Genomic DNA, 15,630 nt, shown 5'->3' on the forward strand with positions numbered 1-15,630 from the left:
GACCATGGCGGAGGTACGCCGATGACCACGGTGGAGGTACTCGCGCAGACCACCGCGTCGGGCCCGGTGCGGGTGACGTCGCCGGCGCCACGCGAGGTCTGGTGGCGGCTGGCCGAGGAGGACGGGGCCACCCTGGTGACCCAGACCCCGTCATGGCTCGACTCCGTCTGTGCGACGGGACCGTTCGAGGACGCCAGCCGGTTGTACTCCTTCGGCGGCGGCGGCTGTCTCCTCGTCCCGCTGGCCCGACGGCGCCGGTTGCCGGGGCGTCTGACCACCGAGGAGTCCTTGCCGTCCGGCTGGGGGATCGGAGGACCTCTGGCATCCCCGGGCACGCCCGGCGAGGAGGAGGCATCGGTCGTCTTCCAGGACCTGGCCCGGCGCCCGGCGCTGCGGGTCGGCGTGCGGTTCGGCCCGGACGCCGACCCGGTGTGGGCGTCCGCCGCGCCGCCCGACTTCGCCGCCGAGACCCTGACGACGCACGTGCTGGACCTGAGCGGTGGCTTCGGTGCCGTCTGGGACAACCGCTTCCACGGGCGGGCCAGGCGGGAGGCGCGCAAGGCGGAGCGGTCGTCGGTCGAGGTGGAGGTCGACCGAGAGGGCCGGTTGGTGGAGGAGTTCTACGGACTGTACGAGACGTCCATGCTGCGGTGGGCCCGGCAGCAGCACGAACCGAGGGCGCTCGCCCGTATGCGCCGGTCCCGGGCGTTTCCGCGGCGGTACCTGGAGGCGGTCGCCGACCGGTTCGGAACCTCGTGCGCCGTCTACCTCGCCCGGGTCGGCGGGGAGCCGGCCGCGGGCGTGGTGGTGGTGTCGTTCGGGGACCGGGCCAAGAACTGGCGCGGTGCCATGGACCGGGACCTGGCTCATCCTGTGCACGCGAACTCCCTGCTCCAACGGCTCGCGATCGAGGACGCGTGTGCCGAGGGCCGAACGGCCTACGTCATGGGCGACTCCCGCCCGGGGTCCTCGCTCGCGTTTTTCAAGGAGGGGTTCGGGGCCGAGGGGCTCCCCTCGCTCCGCTACCGCCGCGAGCGCCTTCCCCTCACGGAGGCGGACCGCTTCATGAGGACGACGGCCAAACGCCTGCTGCGCTTCCGGGACGCCTGAGTGAGCCGCGCCCAGGCCTGGCTTTTCCCGGCCGGATAGGCTCTCTGTCGTGGAGTCGCAGGAGATGAAGAGTCGTCAGCCCTGGGTGGTGGGGGTTTCCGGGGCGTCGGGTACGCCGTATGCCGCCGCCGTGCTGCGGGGCCTCCTCGCCGCCGGGGAGAGCGTCGACCTCGTCGTGTCGCGGGCCTCGCGGCTCACGCTGCTCGACGAGACGGGCATCTCCTTCCGCGACGCGCACTGGCGCGAGGACCTGGCGGCCTGGCTGGCGCGGGGTGCGGACGGGAAGCCGGACACCTTCGACGTGTCGGACGCCCTCGACGACGTGCGGTACTGGGCGGCCGGTGATCTGGCCGCGGGTCCGTCCTCGGGGTCGTACCCGGCGAAGGGGATGCTGGTCGTGCCGGCCTCGACCGCGGCGGTGGCGGGAGTGGCACTGGGGCTTTCGAAGGACCTGCTCCAGCGGACCGCGAGCGTGACGCTGAAGGAGCGGCGGCCGCTGGTCGTCGCCGTGCGGGAGACCCCGCTGAACGGACAGACGCTCAAGCACATGGTGGCGCTGGACGAGGCGGGAGCCGTGGTGCTGCCCGCCTCTCCGGCGTTCTACGCGGGGGCGACGCACATCCAGGATCTGGTGGACTTCGTCGCCGGGCGGGTGCTCGACGCGGCAGGGGTGCCGCATCGGCTGTACCGCCGGTGGGAGGGAGAGCTCGGTGGAGCGACCCCCCGGTCGGATTAGCGCTTCTTGGCGTGCTTCTTGTCGGCACGCTTCGAGGCGGCGGTCGGCTGGTGGGCACGCGAGCGGTTGGCCAGGTCCTGCAGCTCGCGCATGCGTGCGTAGGCCATCTCGATCGTGTACACGGTGAACACCACTCCTGAAAGATCGTCTTTGATCAGCTGAAAGATTCACAGGGCGTCTCCCCTGTGTACCTTAGATTCTATACCTAAACTCGCGGTATCGCTGGACAATGGAAGGCTTCATACCTATGGACGCCGTGGACAGGCAGCTCATCCAGGCTCTGCGCGAGAACGGTCGTGCCTCGTACGCCGAGCTCGGCCGGCTCGTCGGGCTCTCCGGCCCCTCTGTCACCGACCGCATCAACCGACTTGAGGCGGCCGGAGTCATCACCGGCTACCGCGCCACCGTCGACGCCGCCTCGCTCGGCCTCGGCGTCACCGCCCTCATCGGCATCTCCCTCTCCGACGCGGCCGACCACGAGGACGTGGCCCGCCGGCTCAAGGACCTGGCCGAGATCGAGGACTGCTGGTTCATCGCCGGCGACGACTCGTTCATGCTCAAGGTCCGCGTCAGCGACGTCGACGGCCTGGAGAAGACGATCCGCCGCCTCAGCGGCACCAAGGGCGTCTCCCGCACCCGTACGACGATCGTGCTCTCCACGAAGTGGGAGAACCGGGTCGGAGAACTGCCCGAAGAGGGCTGAGAGTACGGTTGGCACGGCGTAATTCGGAGAAAAGGGAGGCGGCCGTACATGGATGTGGGCCTCAAGCGCGAACTTGAGCAGAAGGTCCGGGACGGTGAGCGGCTGAGCCGTGAGGACGGCATCGCCCTGTACGAGTCCGACGACCTCGCCTGGCTCGGCGGTCTGGCCCACGAGGTCCGGACCCGCAAGAACGGCGACGTGGTGCATTTCAATGTCAACCGGCATCTGAACATGACCAACGTCTGCACCGCCTCCTGCGCCTACTGCTCGTTCCAGCGCAAGCCGGGCGAGAAGGACGCGTACACCATGCGCATCGAGGAGGCCGTGCGCCTCGCGAAGGCGATGGAGAACGAGAACCTCACCGAGCTGCACATCGTCAACGGGCTGCACCCCAACCTGCCCTGGCGGTACTACCCGCGCTCCCTCTCCGAGCTCAAGAAGGCCCTGCCGAACGTCTCCCTCAAGGCGTTCACCGCCACCGAGATCCACCACTTCGAGACCATCTCGGGCATGTCCGCCTCCGACATCCTCGACGAGCTCATCGAGGCCGGTCTCGAGTCCCTGACCGGCGGCGGCGCCGAGATCTTCGACTGGGAGGTCCGCCAGCACATCGTGGACCACCGCACCCACTGGGAGGACTGGTCCCGGATCCACCGCCTCGCGCACGAGAAGGGGCTCAAGACTCCCAGCACCATGCTGTACGGGCACATCGAGGAGCCCCGTCACCGCGTGGACCACGTGCTGCGGCTGCGTGAGCTCCAGGACGAGACCGGCGGCTTCCAGGTCTTCATCCCGCTGCGCTACCAGCACGACTTCGTCGACATGCAGGACGGCAAGGTCCGCAACAAGCTCCAGGCGCGCACCACCATGGCGACCGGCGCCGAAGCCCTGAAGACCTTCGCGGTCTCCCGGCTCCTCTTCGACAACGTGCCGCACGTCAAGGTCTTCTGGGTCATGCACGGCGTCCAGACGGCGCAGCTCGCGCTCCAGCACGGCGCCGACGACATGGACGGCTCGGTCGTCGAGTACAAGATCACGCACGACGCCGACAACTACGGCACGCCGAACAAGCTGGGTCGCGAGGACCTGCTCGAGCTGATCCGCGACGCCGGCTTCCGGCCGGTCGAGCGGAACACCCGGTACGAGATCATCCGCGAGTACCCGGGCCCGGACGCGGAGCGGCGCGAGACGCCGCAGGCGATGCGGTTCTGAGGAAGAGCGGAGGAAGGGCCGGTGGGGACTCCCACCGGCCCTTCTCTCATCCCGTCGTGTGTTCCACCGGGATCCACAGCTCCGCCCGTGCCGTCTTCCAGTCCTCCGACGGCCGGAGGCTCATGATCTCGGGGCCCGGCCTGATCGCGTACGGGTTGGACGGGAACCACTGGGTGAAGATGTCCCGCCACAGGTACTGCACGGCCTCCGGCAACGGGCCTTCGTTCTCGAAGACCGCCCAGGTGCCGGCCGGCACGTCGAGCACCTCGAACTCCGCCGGGACCGCGGCGTCGCTCACCACCGCGTGCCAGTAGTCCAGCTGGGCGCCCTCCTCCCGGCTGTCGGTCAGGTGCACGACCGCCGAGACGACCCCCCGGGGCTCCTGGTCGGAGAGCCGCCCGAGCCGCTCGATCGTCTCCTGGCCGAGAGACCGGATGTGCGCGGCGATCGCCGGGTTCTCCCCCTCGTGGACCAGGGGGACGCGGGCCTTGCGCCCGACGACCCGGAGGTCCTTCTTCTCCACGACCCTGTATCGCATGCTGCTGTTCCCTTCGACGACGAGCCGGAAGGACATCCGCGGCTGGGCGTTGAGCGCGGCCCCCGTGCGGCGGGCCTCGCCGGGGCCGACGCCGTGCACCGCGCGGAACGCGCGGGCGAAGGCCTCCCCGGAGCCGTAACCGTGGCGCACCGCGATCTCCAGGAGCGTCCGTTCCCCGGCGAGCACCTCGGCACCCGCGACGGTGAGCCGCCGGCGCCGTACGTACTCGGACAGGGGCATGCCGGCGAGCGCCGAGAACATGCGCCGGAAGTGGTGCTCCGAGGTCGTCGCGATCCGGGCGAGCGCGGCCGGGTCGAGGTCGCCGTGGAGCTCGGTGACGAGGTGCTCCTCGATGTGGTCGAGTGCCTGGTTGAGCCGCTCCAGCACGTGGTCCGTCCTTCCCTTTCCTTGTCCTCACCGTAGGAAGGGGTCAGGAGCCCGGACCCGACATCCTGTGCCCGATCCGGTCAGGTCAGCGGCAGCAGCATGATGATGTCGTCGCGGTCGTCTCCGGGAGCGACCCGGATCGCGTCGGGGACGCGGCCGACCTCCTTGTAGCCGCACTTGGCGTAGAAGCCGTCGACGCCGGTGCCGCCCCGGCAGGTCAGCCGGATCGCCTCGATGTGCTCGAAGCCCTCGGCGGTACGGGCGGTGTGCTCGACCGCCGCCATGAGGTCGCGGCCGTATCCCCTGCCCTGGTGCCGGGGGTCGACCATGACCGTGTAGAGCCACACCCAGTGCGTCATCAGGTGATGGGTGTTGAAGGTGAAGAACGCGGTGGCGGCGACCGCGCCGTTCTCGTCGCGGCCGACGAGCAGCCGCGTACCGCCCTCGCTCATCGCGACGAGGTGCTTGAGCAGCGAGGGCCGGATGTCGTCGGGGGTGACGGGCGGGACGAAGCCGACCGCGCCGTCGGCGTTGGAGACGTCGGCCCAGAGGGAGAGCACGCCGTCGCGCAGGGCGGGGTCGATCGCCGGATCCACCTCGAACGTAAGGGTCATGAAGCGAGCTTAGCTATTACTTGCGAGGGGCTCAAGAGGAGCGCCCGGGCGTCCGGGAGGCCCGGCCCCGGGGCGCCTTCACGGTCGTGCTTCACTGGAGGGGCTCTTGTCCCGTATGGGATCTTGGGAACTTTTCGGAACATCGGAACGGAAGAGTGGGCTGACATGCTCCGCTACACGCTGATGCGTCTCGGCATCTTCGCCGGATGCTTCCTCGCCCTGTGGGGTCTCGTCTACCTCGAGGTGCTGCCGCGCGGCCTCGGCGACTCGAATCTGCTCTGGGTCCTCGTCCTCGCCATCGTCATCTCCGCCCCGCTCAGCTTCGTCCTGCTGCGCAAGGTGCGCGACGAGGCGAGCGCCGAGGTCGTGGCGAAGGTCGACCGCGCGAAGGGCCGTCTGGCGGCGAACCGGTCCCAGGAGGACTAGCCGACCCCGCACGCGGCCCGTAAAGGCTGCGTAAGCTTGCTCACAGATCATCCGCCCCGGGCAGGAGCTTCCAAGGCTCCCGCCTGGGGCGTTCTGCGTTTCGGAGGCGAAAGGGGGGTTCGCGTACCCCAAAGAAGGGCTTTGAGGTTCTCAAAGTTCAAGTGTTAACGTGTTCGACATGACGACAGCTGTGCGCCCCTCTCATGCCGCGAGCACCCCGCTCGTGGCGCGCCTGCACGTCGATCTGTGCCGCTGTATGTCCGCGGTCTGTTGCCGCGGGGTCTGACCCGGCATCATGCAGCGGCCCGCGTGAAAACGCGTGTGTGCCGCACCCCCGTCCCGTATTTCCCGATACGCACCTGTGGAGTGTGTCTGTGTCCGCGTCCGCGACCACACCCGAGAAGCAGTCCCCGGCTTCCTCGCGCATACCGAAGATCCCCTTCTGGGCCCAGATCATCGCCGGTCTCGTCCTCGGCGCCCTGCTCGGCTGGATCGCCCGCAGTCAGGACGTCTCCTGGCTGAAGGAGACCCTCGGTCAGGTCGGCGACATCTTCGTCCAGCTCCTGAAGCTGGCCGTCGCCCCGCTCGTCTTCTTCGCGATCCTGGTCTCGATCACCAACCTGCGGAAGGTGAACAACGCCGCCAGGCTCGCCACCCGCACCCTGCTCTGGTTCATGATCACCTCGCTGATCGCGGTGGCCATCGGCCTCGCCATCGGCCTGATCACCAACCCGGGCGCCGGCACCGGCCTCACCCCGCAGGACGGCAAGCTGCCGAAGCGCGAGGGCTCCTGGATCGACTTCCTGACCGGCATCATCCCGACGGACGTCATCACGCCGTTCACCGAGCTGAACGTCCTTCAGATCGTCTTCATGGCCGCCGTCGCCGGCATCGCCGCCCTCAAGCTCGGCGACAAGGCCAAGCCGATCCTCACGCTCTCCGAGTCGGTCCTGGAGCTCCTCCAGAAGGCCCTGTGGTGGGTCATCCGCCTGGCCCCGCTCGGCACCGTCGGCCTCATCGGCTTCGCCATCGCCGACTACGGCTGGGACCTGATCGGCAAGTACGCGACCTTCACCGCCGACGTCTACATCGGCTGCGCCCTGGTCATGTTCGGCGTCTACCCGCTGCTGCTCGCGACGGTCGCCAAGGTCAACCCGATCCAGTTCTACAAGGGCGCCTGGCCGGCCATCCAGCTGGCCTTCGTCTCCCGCTCCTCGGTCGGCACGATGCCGGTCACCCAGAAGGTCACCGAGCGCCTCGGCGTCCCGAAGGAGTACGCCTCCTTCGCCGTCCCGTTCGGCGCGACGACCAAGATGGACGGCTGCGCCGCGATCTACCCGGCGCTCGCCGCGATCTTCATCGCGCAGATCTTCGACGTGCAGCTCGGCATCGGCGACTACCTGCTGATCGCCTTCGTCTCGGTCATCGGCTCGGCGGCCACCGCCGGCCTGACGGGCGCGACGGTCATGCTGACCCTCACCCTCTCCACCCTGGGCCTCCCCCTGGAGGGCGTCGGCCTCCTGATGGCGATCGACCCGATCCTGGACATGATGCGCACGGCCACGAACGTCGCCGGCCAGGCGCTCGTCCCGGTGATCGTCTCCGCCCGCGAGAAGATCCTCGACCACACGGCGTACGGGAACGCCTCGGCGTCCCCGATCGACGACCTGGTCGAGACCCGCGAGACCCAGGAGAAGGTCGCCGTCGCGGCCTGACCCTCGTCGCACGCACCGCGCACACCCTCCGTGCCCCCTGCCCCCGTCGGGCAGGGGGCACGTAGGCTTTCGGCGGGGTGAGCAGTGGATCTTGGGAGCAGGGGTGGGAGCCATGGCCGGTGCTGAGCGGGCGCTCCCCAAGGCGCGGCGGTTGCCGCGGGCCGTGCGGGAGCGGCAGATGGTGGACGCGGCCGTGCGGTGCTTCGCGCGGAACGGGTACCAGGCGGCTTCCATGGACGAGATCGCCGAGTCGGCCGGGGTGTCGAAGCCGCTCGTCTACCTGTATCTGAACTCCAAGGAGGAGCTCTTCACCGCGGTGATCCGGCGGGAGGCACAGGCATTGCTCGGGGGCGTGGCCGAGGCGGTCGTCGATCGGAGCGCACCGCCCGACGAGCGGTTGTGGGCGGGCCTGATGGCCTTCTTCACCTTCGCCGCCGAACACCCGGACTCCTGGGCGGTGCTGAGCCGGCAGGCGCGGACGCAGGGGGAGCCGTTCGCCGGGGAGGCGGCGCGCATGCGGGACGAGATCACGGCGTTCGTCTCGGGGCTGATCGGCGAGGCGGCGCTGGAGGCGCCGGGCGGTGCCGGGATCACCGGGCGGGACGTCGACGCGCTCGCGCAGGCGCTCGTCGGGTCCGCCGAGTCGCTGGCGAGCTGGGCCAACGAGACTCCGGGGGTGACGGCGAAGGAGGCGGCCGCGACGCTGATGAACTTCGCGTGGTCGGGTCTGGGGAACCTCATGAAAAGCGAGCGCTGGTCTCCCCGTTGACGCTTACCTCGCAGTAAGGTTACCGGCTAGTCAAGGCAGTTGCAGGGCATGCAGCGTACCGGTGTACGGCGGTGGTTCGCCGTCGCGCGGTAGCAGTTCATCGACGCACGACCTCAGTTCATCGCGCAGACCGAGGAGCCGCACGTGTCCGTCGTCACCGCACTGTCCGAGAGCGAACCGGTCGAGCCGCACAAGACCCTGGTGGACGGGGTGGTCCGCGAGGTCTCCGTGCCCCCGCTCGTCCCCGTGATCCGCCGCGGCTCGCTCGCCGACCTGCCGTACGACAACGCCCGTCAGGACCCCGAGGCGGTGCTCTTCTCCCGCAAGGGTCCGGACGGCGAGTGGACCGATGTCACCGCCTCCGCCTTCGCCGCCCAGGTCCACTCCGTCGCCAAGGGGCTCATCGCGCACGGCCTGCGGCCCGGTGACCGGCTCGCCCTCATGGCGCGGACCACCTACGAGTGGACGCTGCTCGACTTCGCCGCCTGGGCCGCCGGGCTCGTCACCGTCCCCGTCTACCCGACCTCCTCCGCGTTCCAGACCCGCTGGATCCTCCAGGACTCCGGCGCCGCCGCCTGCGTCGTCGAGGACCCGGCCCAGGCGCGGCTCGTCTCCGCGGAGCGGCGGCAGCTGCCCGGCCTCGCCCATCTCTGGGTCCTGGACGCCGGCGCCGTCGACCAGCTCCGTACGGCGGGCGCCCGGACCGCCGACGAGGCCGTCACCGCCCGGCGGGGACTGCTCACCCCGGAGACCCTCGCCACCCTCATCTACACCTCGGGCACCACCGGCCGTCCCAAGGGCTGCGCCCTCACCCACGCCAACTTCTTCGCCGAGGTCGACAACGCCGTCCGGCTCCTCCACCCGGTCTTCGTCTCCGAGCACAAGGACCCGGCCGCCACCCTGCTCTTCCTGCCGCTCTCCCATGTCTTCGGGCGGATGGTGGCCATCGGCTGCATGCGGGCCCGGGTCCGCGTCGGGCACGCCCCCTCGGTGGAGGGCCAGGAGCTCCTCGACGATCTCGCCGGGTTCCGTCCCACGTTCCTCCTCGCCATCCCCTACGTCCTGGAGAAGGTCTTCAACTCGGCACGCGCCACCGCCGAACGCGGCGGCAAGGCCGCCTCCTTCGACCGCGCCGCCCGGGTCGCCCGGCGGTACGGCCAGGAGGCCGCTCCCTCGCTTTCGCTGCGGGCCGCGCGGGCGCTCTACGACCCACTCGTCTACCGGCGCATCCGGGCCGCGCTCGGCGGCCGGGTGAAGTACGTGATCTCCGGCGGCTCCCCGCTCGGCGCGCGGCTGGCCGAGTTCTTCGCCGGGGCGGGGGTGGAGGTCTTCGAGGGGTACGGCCTGACGGAGACCACGGCCGCGTCGACGGTCACCCCGCCCCGGCGGCCCCGTACCGGCACGGTCGGCTGGCCGCTGCCCGGCACGTCGGTCCGGATCGCCGGTGACGGCGAGGTCTGGCTCAAGGGCGGCCATGTCTTCGCCGGGTACTGGGACGCCCAGCGCGGGGCGGCCGTGCCGTACACGGACGACGGCTGGTTCCCCACCGGGGACCTCGGCTCCCTCGACGCCGACGGCTATCTGCGGATCACCGGCCGCAAGAAGGACATCCTCATCACCTCGGCGGGGAAGAACGTCGCTCCGGCCCCGCTGGAGGACTGGCTGCGCGCGCATCCGCTGGTCGCCCAGTGCGTGGTTCTCGGCGACAACCGGCCGTACGTCACGGCCCTGATCACCCTCGACCACGAGGGCCTGACGCACTGGCGCCGGATGCGGCACAAGGACCACCTGGCGCTGTGGGAGCTGATCCGGGACGAGGAGCTGCTCGCCGCCCTCGGGCGTGCGGTGGACGATGCCAACCGGCTTGTCTCACGGGCGGAGTCGATCCGTGACTTCCGGGTCCTGAACGCCGAGTTCTCGGAGAGCTCCGGCCATCTGACCCCGTCCCTCAAGCTCAAACGACGAGCGGTGCTGCGGGACTTCGCCCGGGAGGTCGACGAGATGTACGACTCGGGGGTGGACGCGTAGCGGCGGGTGCGGGCCCTGTCGGCCGGACTCCCCTCACGGCCAGAGGAGTTCGCGGGTCCAGCCCTCGTCCGTGCGGCGGTAGCGGAGGCGGAGGTGGCGGCGCTGTGCGTCCCCCTGGAAGAACTCGACCTCGGCCGGCTCGACGAGGTAGCGCGTCCAGGTGGGTGCGTGGGCGTCCGGTTCCGCCTGTGCCCGGCGCCAGGCCCGGGCGCTCGCCTCGGCGAGGGCCTCGGGGGAGTCGAGGAGCTCGCTCTGCCGTCCGACCAGGGCCGAGGCGAGGGCGCCGGTGGAGCGGGCGTGGAGGTCCTCGTAGGCCTCCTCGGGCGTCCCGGTGGTGACATGGCCCCGGATCCGGACCTGGCGGCCCTGGACCGGCCAGTAGAAACCGAGTGCGGCCTCGGGGCGGGCGGCGAGCTGGCGGCCCTTGGCGCTGGTGACGTGGGAGGCGAAGTGCCAGCCGCGCGCGTCGGCGTCGTGCAGCATCACCGTACGGACGTCGGGCCTGCCGTCCTCGTCCACGGTGGCCAGGGAGAGGGTGTGGGGTTCGGTCTGGCCGGCGGCGACCGCCGCGGTGAACCAGTCGTGGAAGAGGGGGAGCGGCTCGGGCGGGGCGCCCGTCGGGTCGAAGGCGGGCAGCTCGGTGTCCCAGACCTTCAGGGAGTGCAGGGCGTGGTGGAAGTCGGTCATGAGGCCACGGTAGAGCGCGGGGCGGTGGCGACGGGGGCGCCGCCCGTGAGCGGCGTCGGGTAGTCCACCAGCGGGACCGCGTTCGCCGCCGCCTGGATCTCGTCGCGGATCTTCTTCGCGATGAGGTTCTTCCACGGCGTCCTCGGCAGGGTCCGCACCATGAACATCCGCAGGGCGATCTTCCACCTGGAGCCGACAGTCATCTCCTTGACGAAGCTCTCCGCCATCCTCTGGTTCCGTTCCACGCCGGGCCGCATGTGCGCCTCGTAGCGCTCGAAGGCGACGCGGTGGTCGCCGCCGGCCCGGGCCAGTTCGCCCGCCAGGACGTACGCGCCGGTGAGGGCGAGTCCGGTGCCCTGGCCGGAGGCGGGGGAGGAGCAGTGGGCGGCGTCGCCGAGGAGGACGACGCGGCCCTTCGACCAGCGGTCCATCTCGATGAGGGAGATGGAGTCGAAGTAGAGGTCGTCGGCGTCGGCGGCGTGGCCGAGGAGCCGGGGGATCTCCCAGCCGTCGCCGGCGAAGGTCTCGGCGAGGTGGTGCCGCTGGGCGGTGATGTCCCGGTGGTGGTACGGGAGTTCCTCGGGCGAGGAGAAGATGAAGAGGTTCTTCGCGTCGGTCTCGCCGGCGGAGCTGTAGACGCAGACCAGCTTCCCGGGCAGCGCGTGGTACGTCTCCCAGCGGTCGAGGCCCAGGTGGTTGGGGGCGGTGAAGATGGAGACGTACGCGCCGAGGTGGCGCTTGAAGCGGTTCTCCTCGCCGAAGACCAGTCGCCTCGTGTGGGAGTGCAGTCCGTCGGCGCCGACCACCAGGTCGAAGCGGCGGACGGTGCCGCTCTCGAAGGTGACGGTGACGCCGTCGGCGTCCTCGACGAGGGTGGCGATCGAGTCGTCGAAGAGGTACTCGACGTCGTCGCGGGTCCGCTCGTGGAGGATGCGGGCCAGCTCGCCGCGCATGATCTCGTCGTCCTCCTCGACGCGCCCGCCGAAGATGTCGGCGGACAGTTCGCCGATGGTGCGGCCGCGGTCGTCGACGTAGGAGCCGCCGCGCATGTCCGTGGAGTGGGCGCGGATCTCGTCGAGGATTCCCATCCGGCGGCAGATCTCGATCGCGGTGCCGCGGATGTCCACCTTGTAGCCGCCGGTGCGGAGTTCGGGGGCGCGTTCGACGACGGTGGGGGCGAAGCCGTAGCGGTGCAGCCAGAGGGCGAGGGCGGGGCCGGCGACCGAGGCGCCGGAGATGAGGACGGTCTTCGCGGCGGTGTGTGCGGCGGTGTGCGCGGTGCTGTTCACGGGAGGACTCCTTGTCGGTGGCTGCGGGCCGTTCTCCTGCCCGCGGACATGACTATACGGATGTCCTACACGCTTGTCTATGACGCTTGTATGGATCCTTGGGTGCGGGTCACGCCCGGCCGAGGACCACCGTCCCCGACGAGCAGAACCAGCCCCCCGTGCCCGACGCCACCGCCACCTCCGGCAGGCTTCCGTCCGGCCGCCGCACCTGGAGCCCCGGAGCCTCCCCGCGCAACTGCCGTACCGCCTCCACCAGCAGGAAGAGCCCCCGCATCCCCGGATGGCAGGCCGAGAGCCCGCCGCCGTCCGTGTTCACCGGCAGCCGGTCCTTCTCCTGGACGAACGCCCCTCCCTCGCCCTTCGCGCAGAAGCCCAGGTCCTCCAGGGTCACCAGGGTCATGTAGGTGAAGGCGTCATAGACCTCGGCGAGGTCCACGTCCGCCGGGGTCACACCCGCGCGCTCGAAGGCGAGCCGGCCGCTGACCGCCGCGGGGGAGACCGTGAAGTCCTCCCACTCCGACATCGTGGTGTGGGAGGCGTGCTCGCCCGTGCCGAGCACCCAGACCGGGGCCTTGCGGCAGTCCTGGACGTACTCCTCCGCGACCAGCAGCACCGCGCAGCCGCCGTCGGAGCGCAGGCAGCAGTGCAGTTTGGTGAACGGGTCCGCGATCATCGGCCCGGCCAGGACGTCGTCGACGGTGATCGGGTCGCGGAACATCGCCTCGGGGTTGAGCGCCGCGTTCGCCCGCGCCCGGACGGCCACTTCGGCGAGCTGCTCCAGAGTGGTCCCGTACTCGTGCATGTGACGACGGGCGGCCATCGCGTACTTGGCGATCAGGGTGTGCCCGTACGGCACCTCGAACTGGAGCGGGCCGCGCGAGCCGAACGACAGGTTCGCGGTGCGCCGCCGGGCGCGGATGTCGGCGCGCGCGGTGGAGCCGTACACGAGGAGGACCGCGTTCGCGTGGCCGGCGGCGATCGCGTCGGCGGCGTGCGCGGCCATGACCTCCCAGGTGGCACCGCCGACGGCGGTCGAGTCCACCCAGCGGGGCCGGAGTCCGAGGTATTCGGCGACCTCGACCGGGGCGAGGGTGCCGAGCCCCGCCGAGGCGAGGCCGTCGATCAGTGAGCGGTCCAGGCCGCTGTCCGCCAGCGCGCGCCGGGCGGCCTGGGCGTGCAGGGCGTAGGGGGTGGCCTCGTCGACCCGGCCGCAGTCGGCGAGGGCGACGCCGGCGACGGCGACCCGGCGGGGGCCGCGGACGGTGGTGCGTGCGGTGGCGCCGGCGGTGGTCGGCACGGTGGCGGGCGCGTCGGTCGGCACGGTGGTCGGCACGGTGGTCGGCATGAATCTGACGGTACATCAGATTAATGCGAACGGAACCGGCGCGACTCTGGCAACCGGTCCGGCACGGGCCTAGCATGACGCACCGTCAGAAACGGAGGGAGCCTCATGGACGCTTCGCTCGCCGCCCCGCTCACCGAGGAGCAGCAGGAGATCCGCCGCACCCTGCGCGACCTGCTCGCCGAACGGGCCGGACCGCAGGAGAACCGCGCTGCGACCGCCACCCCCCAGGGGTACGACCCCGACCTCTGGGCCCGGATGTCCGGCACCCTCGGCGTCGCCGGGCTCGCCCTCCCCGAGGAGTACGGAGGAGTCGGCTGCGGCCCCGCCGAACTCGCCCTCGCCTGCGAGGAGGCCGGCCGCGCCCTCGCCCCCTCCCCGCTCCTCGCGACCAGCGTCCTCGCCGCCCCGCTCCTCGCCGCCCTCGGCACCCCCGAGCAGCGCGCCGCGCTCCTCCCCAGGCTCGCCGACGGCAGCCTGACCTGCGCCCTCGCCGTCCCCGGCGGCTCGCTCGCGCTCGCCCTCGGCCTCACCGGCGACAACACCGCCGAGGGCTGGTCCGGCGGCGGCCGCGCGGGCGGCGTCCAGGCCCGAGCCGTCGACGGTGGCTGGCGGCTCTACGGCGAGGCCGCCCAGGTCCTCGACGGACACAGCGCCGGACTGCTGCTCGTCGCCGCCCACGCCGGCGGCTTCGCCCGCAGCCGCACCCTGCTCTTCCTCGTACGGGCAGGGGCCCCGGAGGCCGACGGACTGGTCCGCACCCGGCAGACCACCCTGGACTCCACCCGGACCCAGGCCACCGTCCAGTTCAGGGACACCGAGGCCGAACTCCTCGGGGAGGAACCGGCCGACGTCCTCGGCGCGCTCGCCGTCACCGGCCGCGACGCCGCCGTCATGCTGGCCGCCGAGGCCGTCGGCTCGGCACGGGAGGCCCTCGACCGGACCGTCGCCCACGTCGGCGCGCGCGAACAGTTCGGCCGGCCCGTCGGCTCCTTCCAGGCGGTCAAACACCGTCTCGCCGACCTGTACGTCCAGGTCGAGGCCGCCCACTCCCTCACCTCCTGCGCGGCCAGGGAACCCGGGCCCGGGCCCGACAGCGGGCCGCTCGCCCTCGCCCACGCCCTGGAGGCGCTCCGGGCCACCGCGGGCGAGTCCATCCAGCTCCACGGCGGCATCGGCTTCACCTGGGAGCACGAGGCGCACCTCTTCTTCAAGCGGGCCGCCTCGGACGAACTGCTCTTCGGCCCCGTGCGGCGGCTGCGCGCCCGCGCGGCGGAACGGACCGGACTCTTCGGAGAGGTGGCGGCGTAATGCCCGTCGGACGCACGCTGATGCAGAAGATGTCCTCGACCAGGACCTTCGCCCGGATCGGACCGCACGTCGTTCCCGCCATGGACAAGGCCGTGCACCGGCTGACCAGGGGAAAGGTGCTGCTCAGTGCCCAGATGCTGCCCGGGGTCGTGCTCACCGCCCGGGGCGCGAGGAGTGGGCTGCCCCGGGTCACCCCGCTCGCCTGCATGCCGGAGCCGGACGGCGGCTGGCTCCTCATCGGCTCCAACTTCGGCCGCCCCGGACACCCGGCCTGGACGGCGAACCTGCTCGCCCATCCGGACGTCGAGGTGAACTGGAAGGGTGAGGACATCCCCGTACGGGCACGGCTGCTCGCGGGGGAGGAACGCGCGGAGGCGTGGCGGGCGGCGCTCGAGTTCTGGCCGCCGTACGCCACGTACCAGGCGCGGATCGAGCGCGAGATCAGACTCTTCCGGCTGAGCAGGCGATGAGTGCGTTCACCTTCTGTTCATTGCAACGAAAAAGGGGGTGTTGTTGCATTAGCCTTCAGTGTCACTGCAACGATTTCCCCGCTTTAGCCTGCGGTTATAGGGATTTCGCGCAATGAGTGTGTTGTCGAATCTATGAATGCAACGTAGCTTTTCCCTCATCGGAAACGGCGGGCCCGCGAGTGGGTCCGCCCCCAAGAAGGAGAAGCACCGTGCAGAAGTTCGCCACCGCCTCCGCCATCGCCGCCGTCCTCGACATCCCGGCCGGCCGTATCCAGCTCATCGCCGCCGACCGG

Annotated in this window: 16 protein-coding genes and 1 pseudogene; 11 read left to right on the forward strand and 6 right to left on the reverse strand. The window is 70.9% G+C overall.

The genetic code is table 11. The features are described 5' to 3' along the window. Positions 1 to 21: 21 nt before the first annotated feature. A complete protein-coding gene (locus tag IF00_RS0132715) occupies positions 22 to 1,110 on the forward strand; it encodes a GNAT family N-acetyltransferase (RefSeq protein ID WP_030324377.1) in 1,089 nt (362 codons plus the stop codon). A gap of 64 nt (positions 1,111 to 1,174) precedes the next feature. Next, positions 1,175 to 1,846: a UbiX family flavin prenyltransferase gene (locus tag IF00_RS0132720; RefSeq protein WP_030324378.1), complete on the forward strand. Its 672-nt coding sequence runs from the start codon at positions 1,175 to 1,177 to the stop codon at positions 1,844 to 1,846. On the opposite strand, the gene IF00_RS46260 is transcribed toward IF00_RS0132720, so the two are convergent. Then, positions 1,843 to 1,980, reverse strand: coding sequence for a hypothetical protein (locus IF00_RS46260; RefSeq protein WP_167346897.1), 138 nt, complete (start codon positions 1,978 to 1,980; stop codon positions 1,843 to 1,845). The two genes, IF00_RS0132720 and IF00_RS46260, sit on opposite strands and share 4 nt — an antisense overlap. Positions 1,981 to 2,093: 113 nt before the next feature. Between IF00_RS46260 and IF00_RS0132730 the strand changes: the two genes are divergently transcribed. After that, a complete protein-coding gene (locus IF00_RS0132730) occupies positions 2,094 to 2,549 on the forward strand; it encodes an Lrp/AsnC family transcriptional regulator (RefSeq protein WP_030324379.1) in 456 nt (151 codons plus the stop codon). Positions 2,550 to 2,597: 48 nt separating this feature from the next. Beyond that, entirely contained in the window at positions 2,598 to 3,761 is a 1,164-nt protein-coding gene (gene mqnE, locus IF00_RS0132735) for an aminofutalosine synthase MqnE (RefSeq protein WP_030324380.1), read from the forward strand. A 46-nt stretch (positions 3,762 to 3,807) separates the two neighbouring features. On the opposite strand, the gene IF00_RS0132740 is transcribed toward mqnE, so the two are convergent. Continuing rightward, the gene (locus tag IF00_RS0132740) at positions 3,808 to 4,686 is read right to left on the reverse strand and encodes an AraC family transcriptional regulator (protein WP_030324382.1); all 879 of its coding nucleotides are present in this window, start codon (positions 4,684 to 4,686) and stop codon (positions 3,808 to 3,810) included. A gap of 80 nt (positions 4,687 to 4,766) precedes the next feature. Further along, the gene (locus IF00_RS0132745; protein ID WP_030324383.1) at positions 4,767 to 5,300 is read right to left on the reverse strand and encodes a GNAT family N-acetyltransferase; all 534 of its coding nucleotides are present in this window, start codon (positions 5,298 to 5,300) and stop codon (positions 4,767 to 4,769) included. Positions 5,301 to 5,465: 165 nt separating this feature from the next. Here IF00_RS0132745 and IF00_RS0132750 point away from each other — a divergent pair, with 165 nt between their 5' ends. From IF00_RS0132750 to IF00_RS0132765, 4 genes are all read left to right on the forward strand, one after another. After that, positions 5,466 to 5,726, forward strand: a complete 261-nt coding sequence (locus IF00_RS0132750) for a DUF4229 domain-containing protein (RefSeq protein WP_030324385.1) — start codon at positions 5,466 to 5,468, stop codon at positions 5,724 to 5,726. A gap of 374 nt (positions 5,727 to 6,100) precedes the next feature. Then, complete coding sequence (locus IF00_RS0132755; RefSeq protein ID WP_030324387.1) at positions 6,101 to 7,441, forward strand: dicarboxylate/amino acid:cation symporter; 1,341 nt, start codon at positions 6,101 to 6,103, stop codon at positions 7,439 to 7,441. A 112-nt stretch (positions 7,442 to 7,553) separates the two neighbouring features. Continuing rightward, positions 7,554 to 8,210 (forward strand): TetR/AcrR family transcriptional regulator, encoded by a 657-nt coding sequence (locus tag IF00_RS0132760; protein WP_030324389.1) that lies wholly within the window; start codon positions 7,554 to 7,556, stop codon positions 8,208 to 8,210. Positions 8,211 to 8,354: 144 nt separating this feature from the next. Further along, positions 8,355 to 10,238 carry an AMP-dependent synthetase/ligase gene (locus tag IF00_RS0132765; protein WP_030324391.1) on the forward strand — a complete coding sequence of 628 codons (1,884 nt, stop codon included), beginning with the start codon at positions 8,355 to 8,357 and terminating at the stop codon, positions 10,236 to 10,238. A gap of 33 nt (positions 10,239 to 10,271) precedes the next feature. On the opposite strand, the gene IF00_RS0132770 is transcribed toward IF00_RS0132765, so the two are convergent. The 3 genes from IF00_RS0132770 to IF00_RS0132780 all read right to left on the reverse strand — a co-directional run bounded on the left by IF00_RS0132770 (position 10,272) and on the right by IF00_RS0132780 (position 13,559). Next, positions 10,272 to 10,925 carry a pyridoxine/pyridoxamine 5'-phosphate oxidase gene (locus IF00_RS0132770; protein WP_030324392.1) on the reverse strand — a complete coding sequence of 218 codons (654 nt, stop codon included), beginning with the start codon at positions 10,923 to 10,925 and terminating at the stop codon, positions 10,272 to 10,274. Then, a complete protein-coding gene (locus IF00_RS0132775) occupies positions 10,922 to 12,214 on the reverse strand; it encodes an FAD-dependent monooxygenase (RefSeq protein ID WP_030324394.1) in 1,293 nt (430 codons plus the stop codon). The genes IF00_RS0132770 and IF00_RS0132775 overlap by 4 nt, the downstream gene beginning before the upstream one ends. 109 nt (positions 12,215 to 12,323) lie before the next feature. Further along, complete coding sequence (locus IF00_RS0132780) at positions 12,324 to 13,559, reverse strand: thiolase C-terminal domain-containing protein (protein ID WP_245234697.1); 1,236 nt, start codon at positions 13,557 to 13,559, stop codon at positions 12,324 to 12,326. 105 nt (positions 13,560 to 13,664) lie between these two features. On the opposite strand from IF00_RS0132780, the gene IF00_RS0132785 reads away from it, so the two are divergent. The 3 genes and pseudogenes from IF00_RS0132785 to IF00_RS48240 all read left to right on the forward strand — a co-directional run. After that, a complete protein-coding gene (locus IF00_RS0132785) occupies positions 13,665 to 14,867 on the forward strand; it encodes an acyl-CoA dehydrogenase family protein (RefSeq protein ID WP_030324398.1) in 1,203 nt (400 codons plus the stop codon). Beyond that, positions 14,867 to 15,337: a nitroreductase family deazaflavin-dependent oxidoreductase gene (locus IF00_RS0132790; protein WP_030324399.1), complete on the forward strand. Its 471-nt coding sequence runs from the start codon at positions 14,867 to 14,869 to the stop codon at positions 15,335 to 15,337. Before IF00_RS0132785 ends, IF00_RS0132790 begins: the two co-directional genes overlap by 1 nt. Positions 15,338 to 15,546: 209 nt before the next feature. Next, positions 15,547 to 15,630, forward strand: a pseudogene (locus IF00_RS48240) (DUF4097 family beta strand repeat-containing protein); the annotation flags it as partial.

This window comes from Streptomyces flavochromogenes, assembly GCF_000717595.1.
In the GTDB taxonomy this organism is placed as follows: domain Bacteria; phylum Actinomycetota; class Actinomycetes; order Streptomycetales; family Streptomycetaceae; genus Streptomyces; species Streptomyces flavochromogenes.

What these genes read in the sequence shown, in the direction of transcription:
- IF00_RS0132715 (WP_030324377.1), top strand. Translation starts at nt 22, where the DNA reads ATGACCACGGTGGAGGTACTCGCGCAGACCACCGCGTCGGGCCCGGTG.
- IF00_RS0132720 (WP_030324378.1), top strand. Translation starts at nt 1,175, where the DNA reads ATGAAGAGTCGTCAGCCCTGGGTGGTGGGGGTTTCCGGGGCGTCGGGT.
- IF00_RS0132730 (WP_030324379.1), top strand. Translation starts at nt 2,094, where the DNA reads ATGGACGCCGTGGACAGGCAGCTCATCCAGGCTCTGCGCGAGAACGGT.
- mqnE (WP_030324380.1), top strand. Translation starts at nt 2,598, where the DNA reads ATGGATGTGGGCCTCAAGCGCGAACTTGAGCAGAAGGTCCGGGACGGT.
- IF00_RS0132745 (WP_030324383.1), bottom strand. Translation starts at nt 5,300, where the DNA reads ATGACCCTTACGTTCGAGGTGGATCCGGCGATCGACCCCGCCCTGCGC.
- IF00_RS0132750 (WP_030324385.1), top strand. Translation starts at nt 5,466, where the DNA reads ATGCTCCGCTACACGCTGATGCGTCTCGGCATCTTCGCCGGATGCTTC.
- IF00_RS0132760 (WP_030324389.1), top strand. Translation starts at nt 7,554, where the DNA reads ATGGCCGGTGCTGAGCGGGCGCTCCCCAAGGCGCGGCGGTTGCCGCGG.
- IF00_RS0132770 (WP_030324392.1), bottom strand. Translation starts at nt 10,925, where the DNA reads ATGACCGACTTCCACCACGCCCTGCACTCCCTGAAGGTCTGGGACACC.
- IF00_RS0132780 (WP_245234697.1), bottom strand. Translation starts at nt 13,559, where the DNA reads ATGCCGACCACCGTGCCGACCACCGTGCCGACCGACGCGCCCGCCACC.
- IF00_RS0132785 (WP_030324398.1), top strand. Translation starts at nt 13,665, where the DNA reads ATGGACGCTTCGCTCGCCGCCCCGCTCACCGAGGAGCAGCAGGAGATC.
- IF00_RS0132790 (WP_030324399.1), top strand. Translation starts at nt 14,867, where the DNA reads ATGCCCGTCGGACGCACGCTGATGCAGAAGATGTCCTCGACCAGGACC.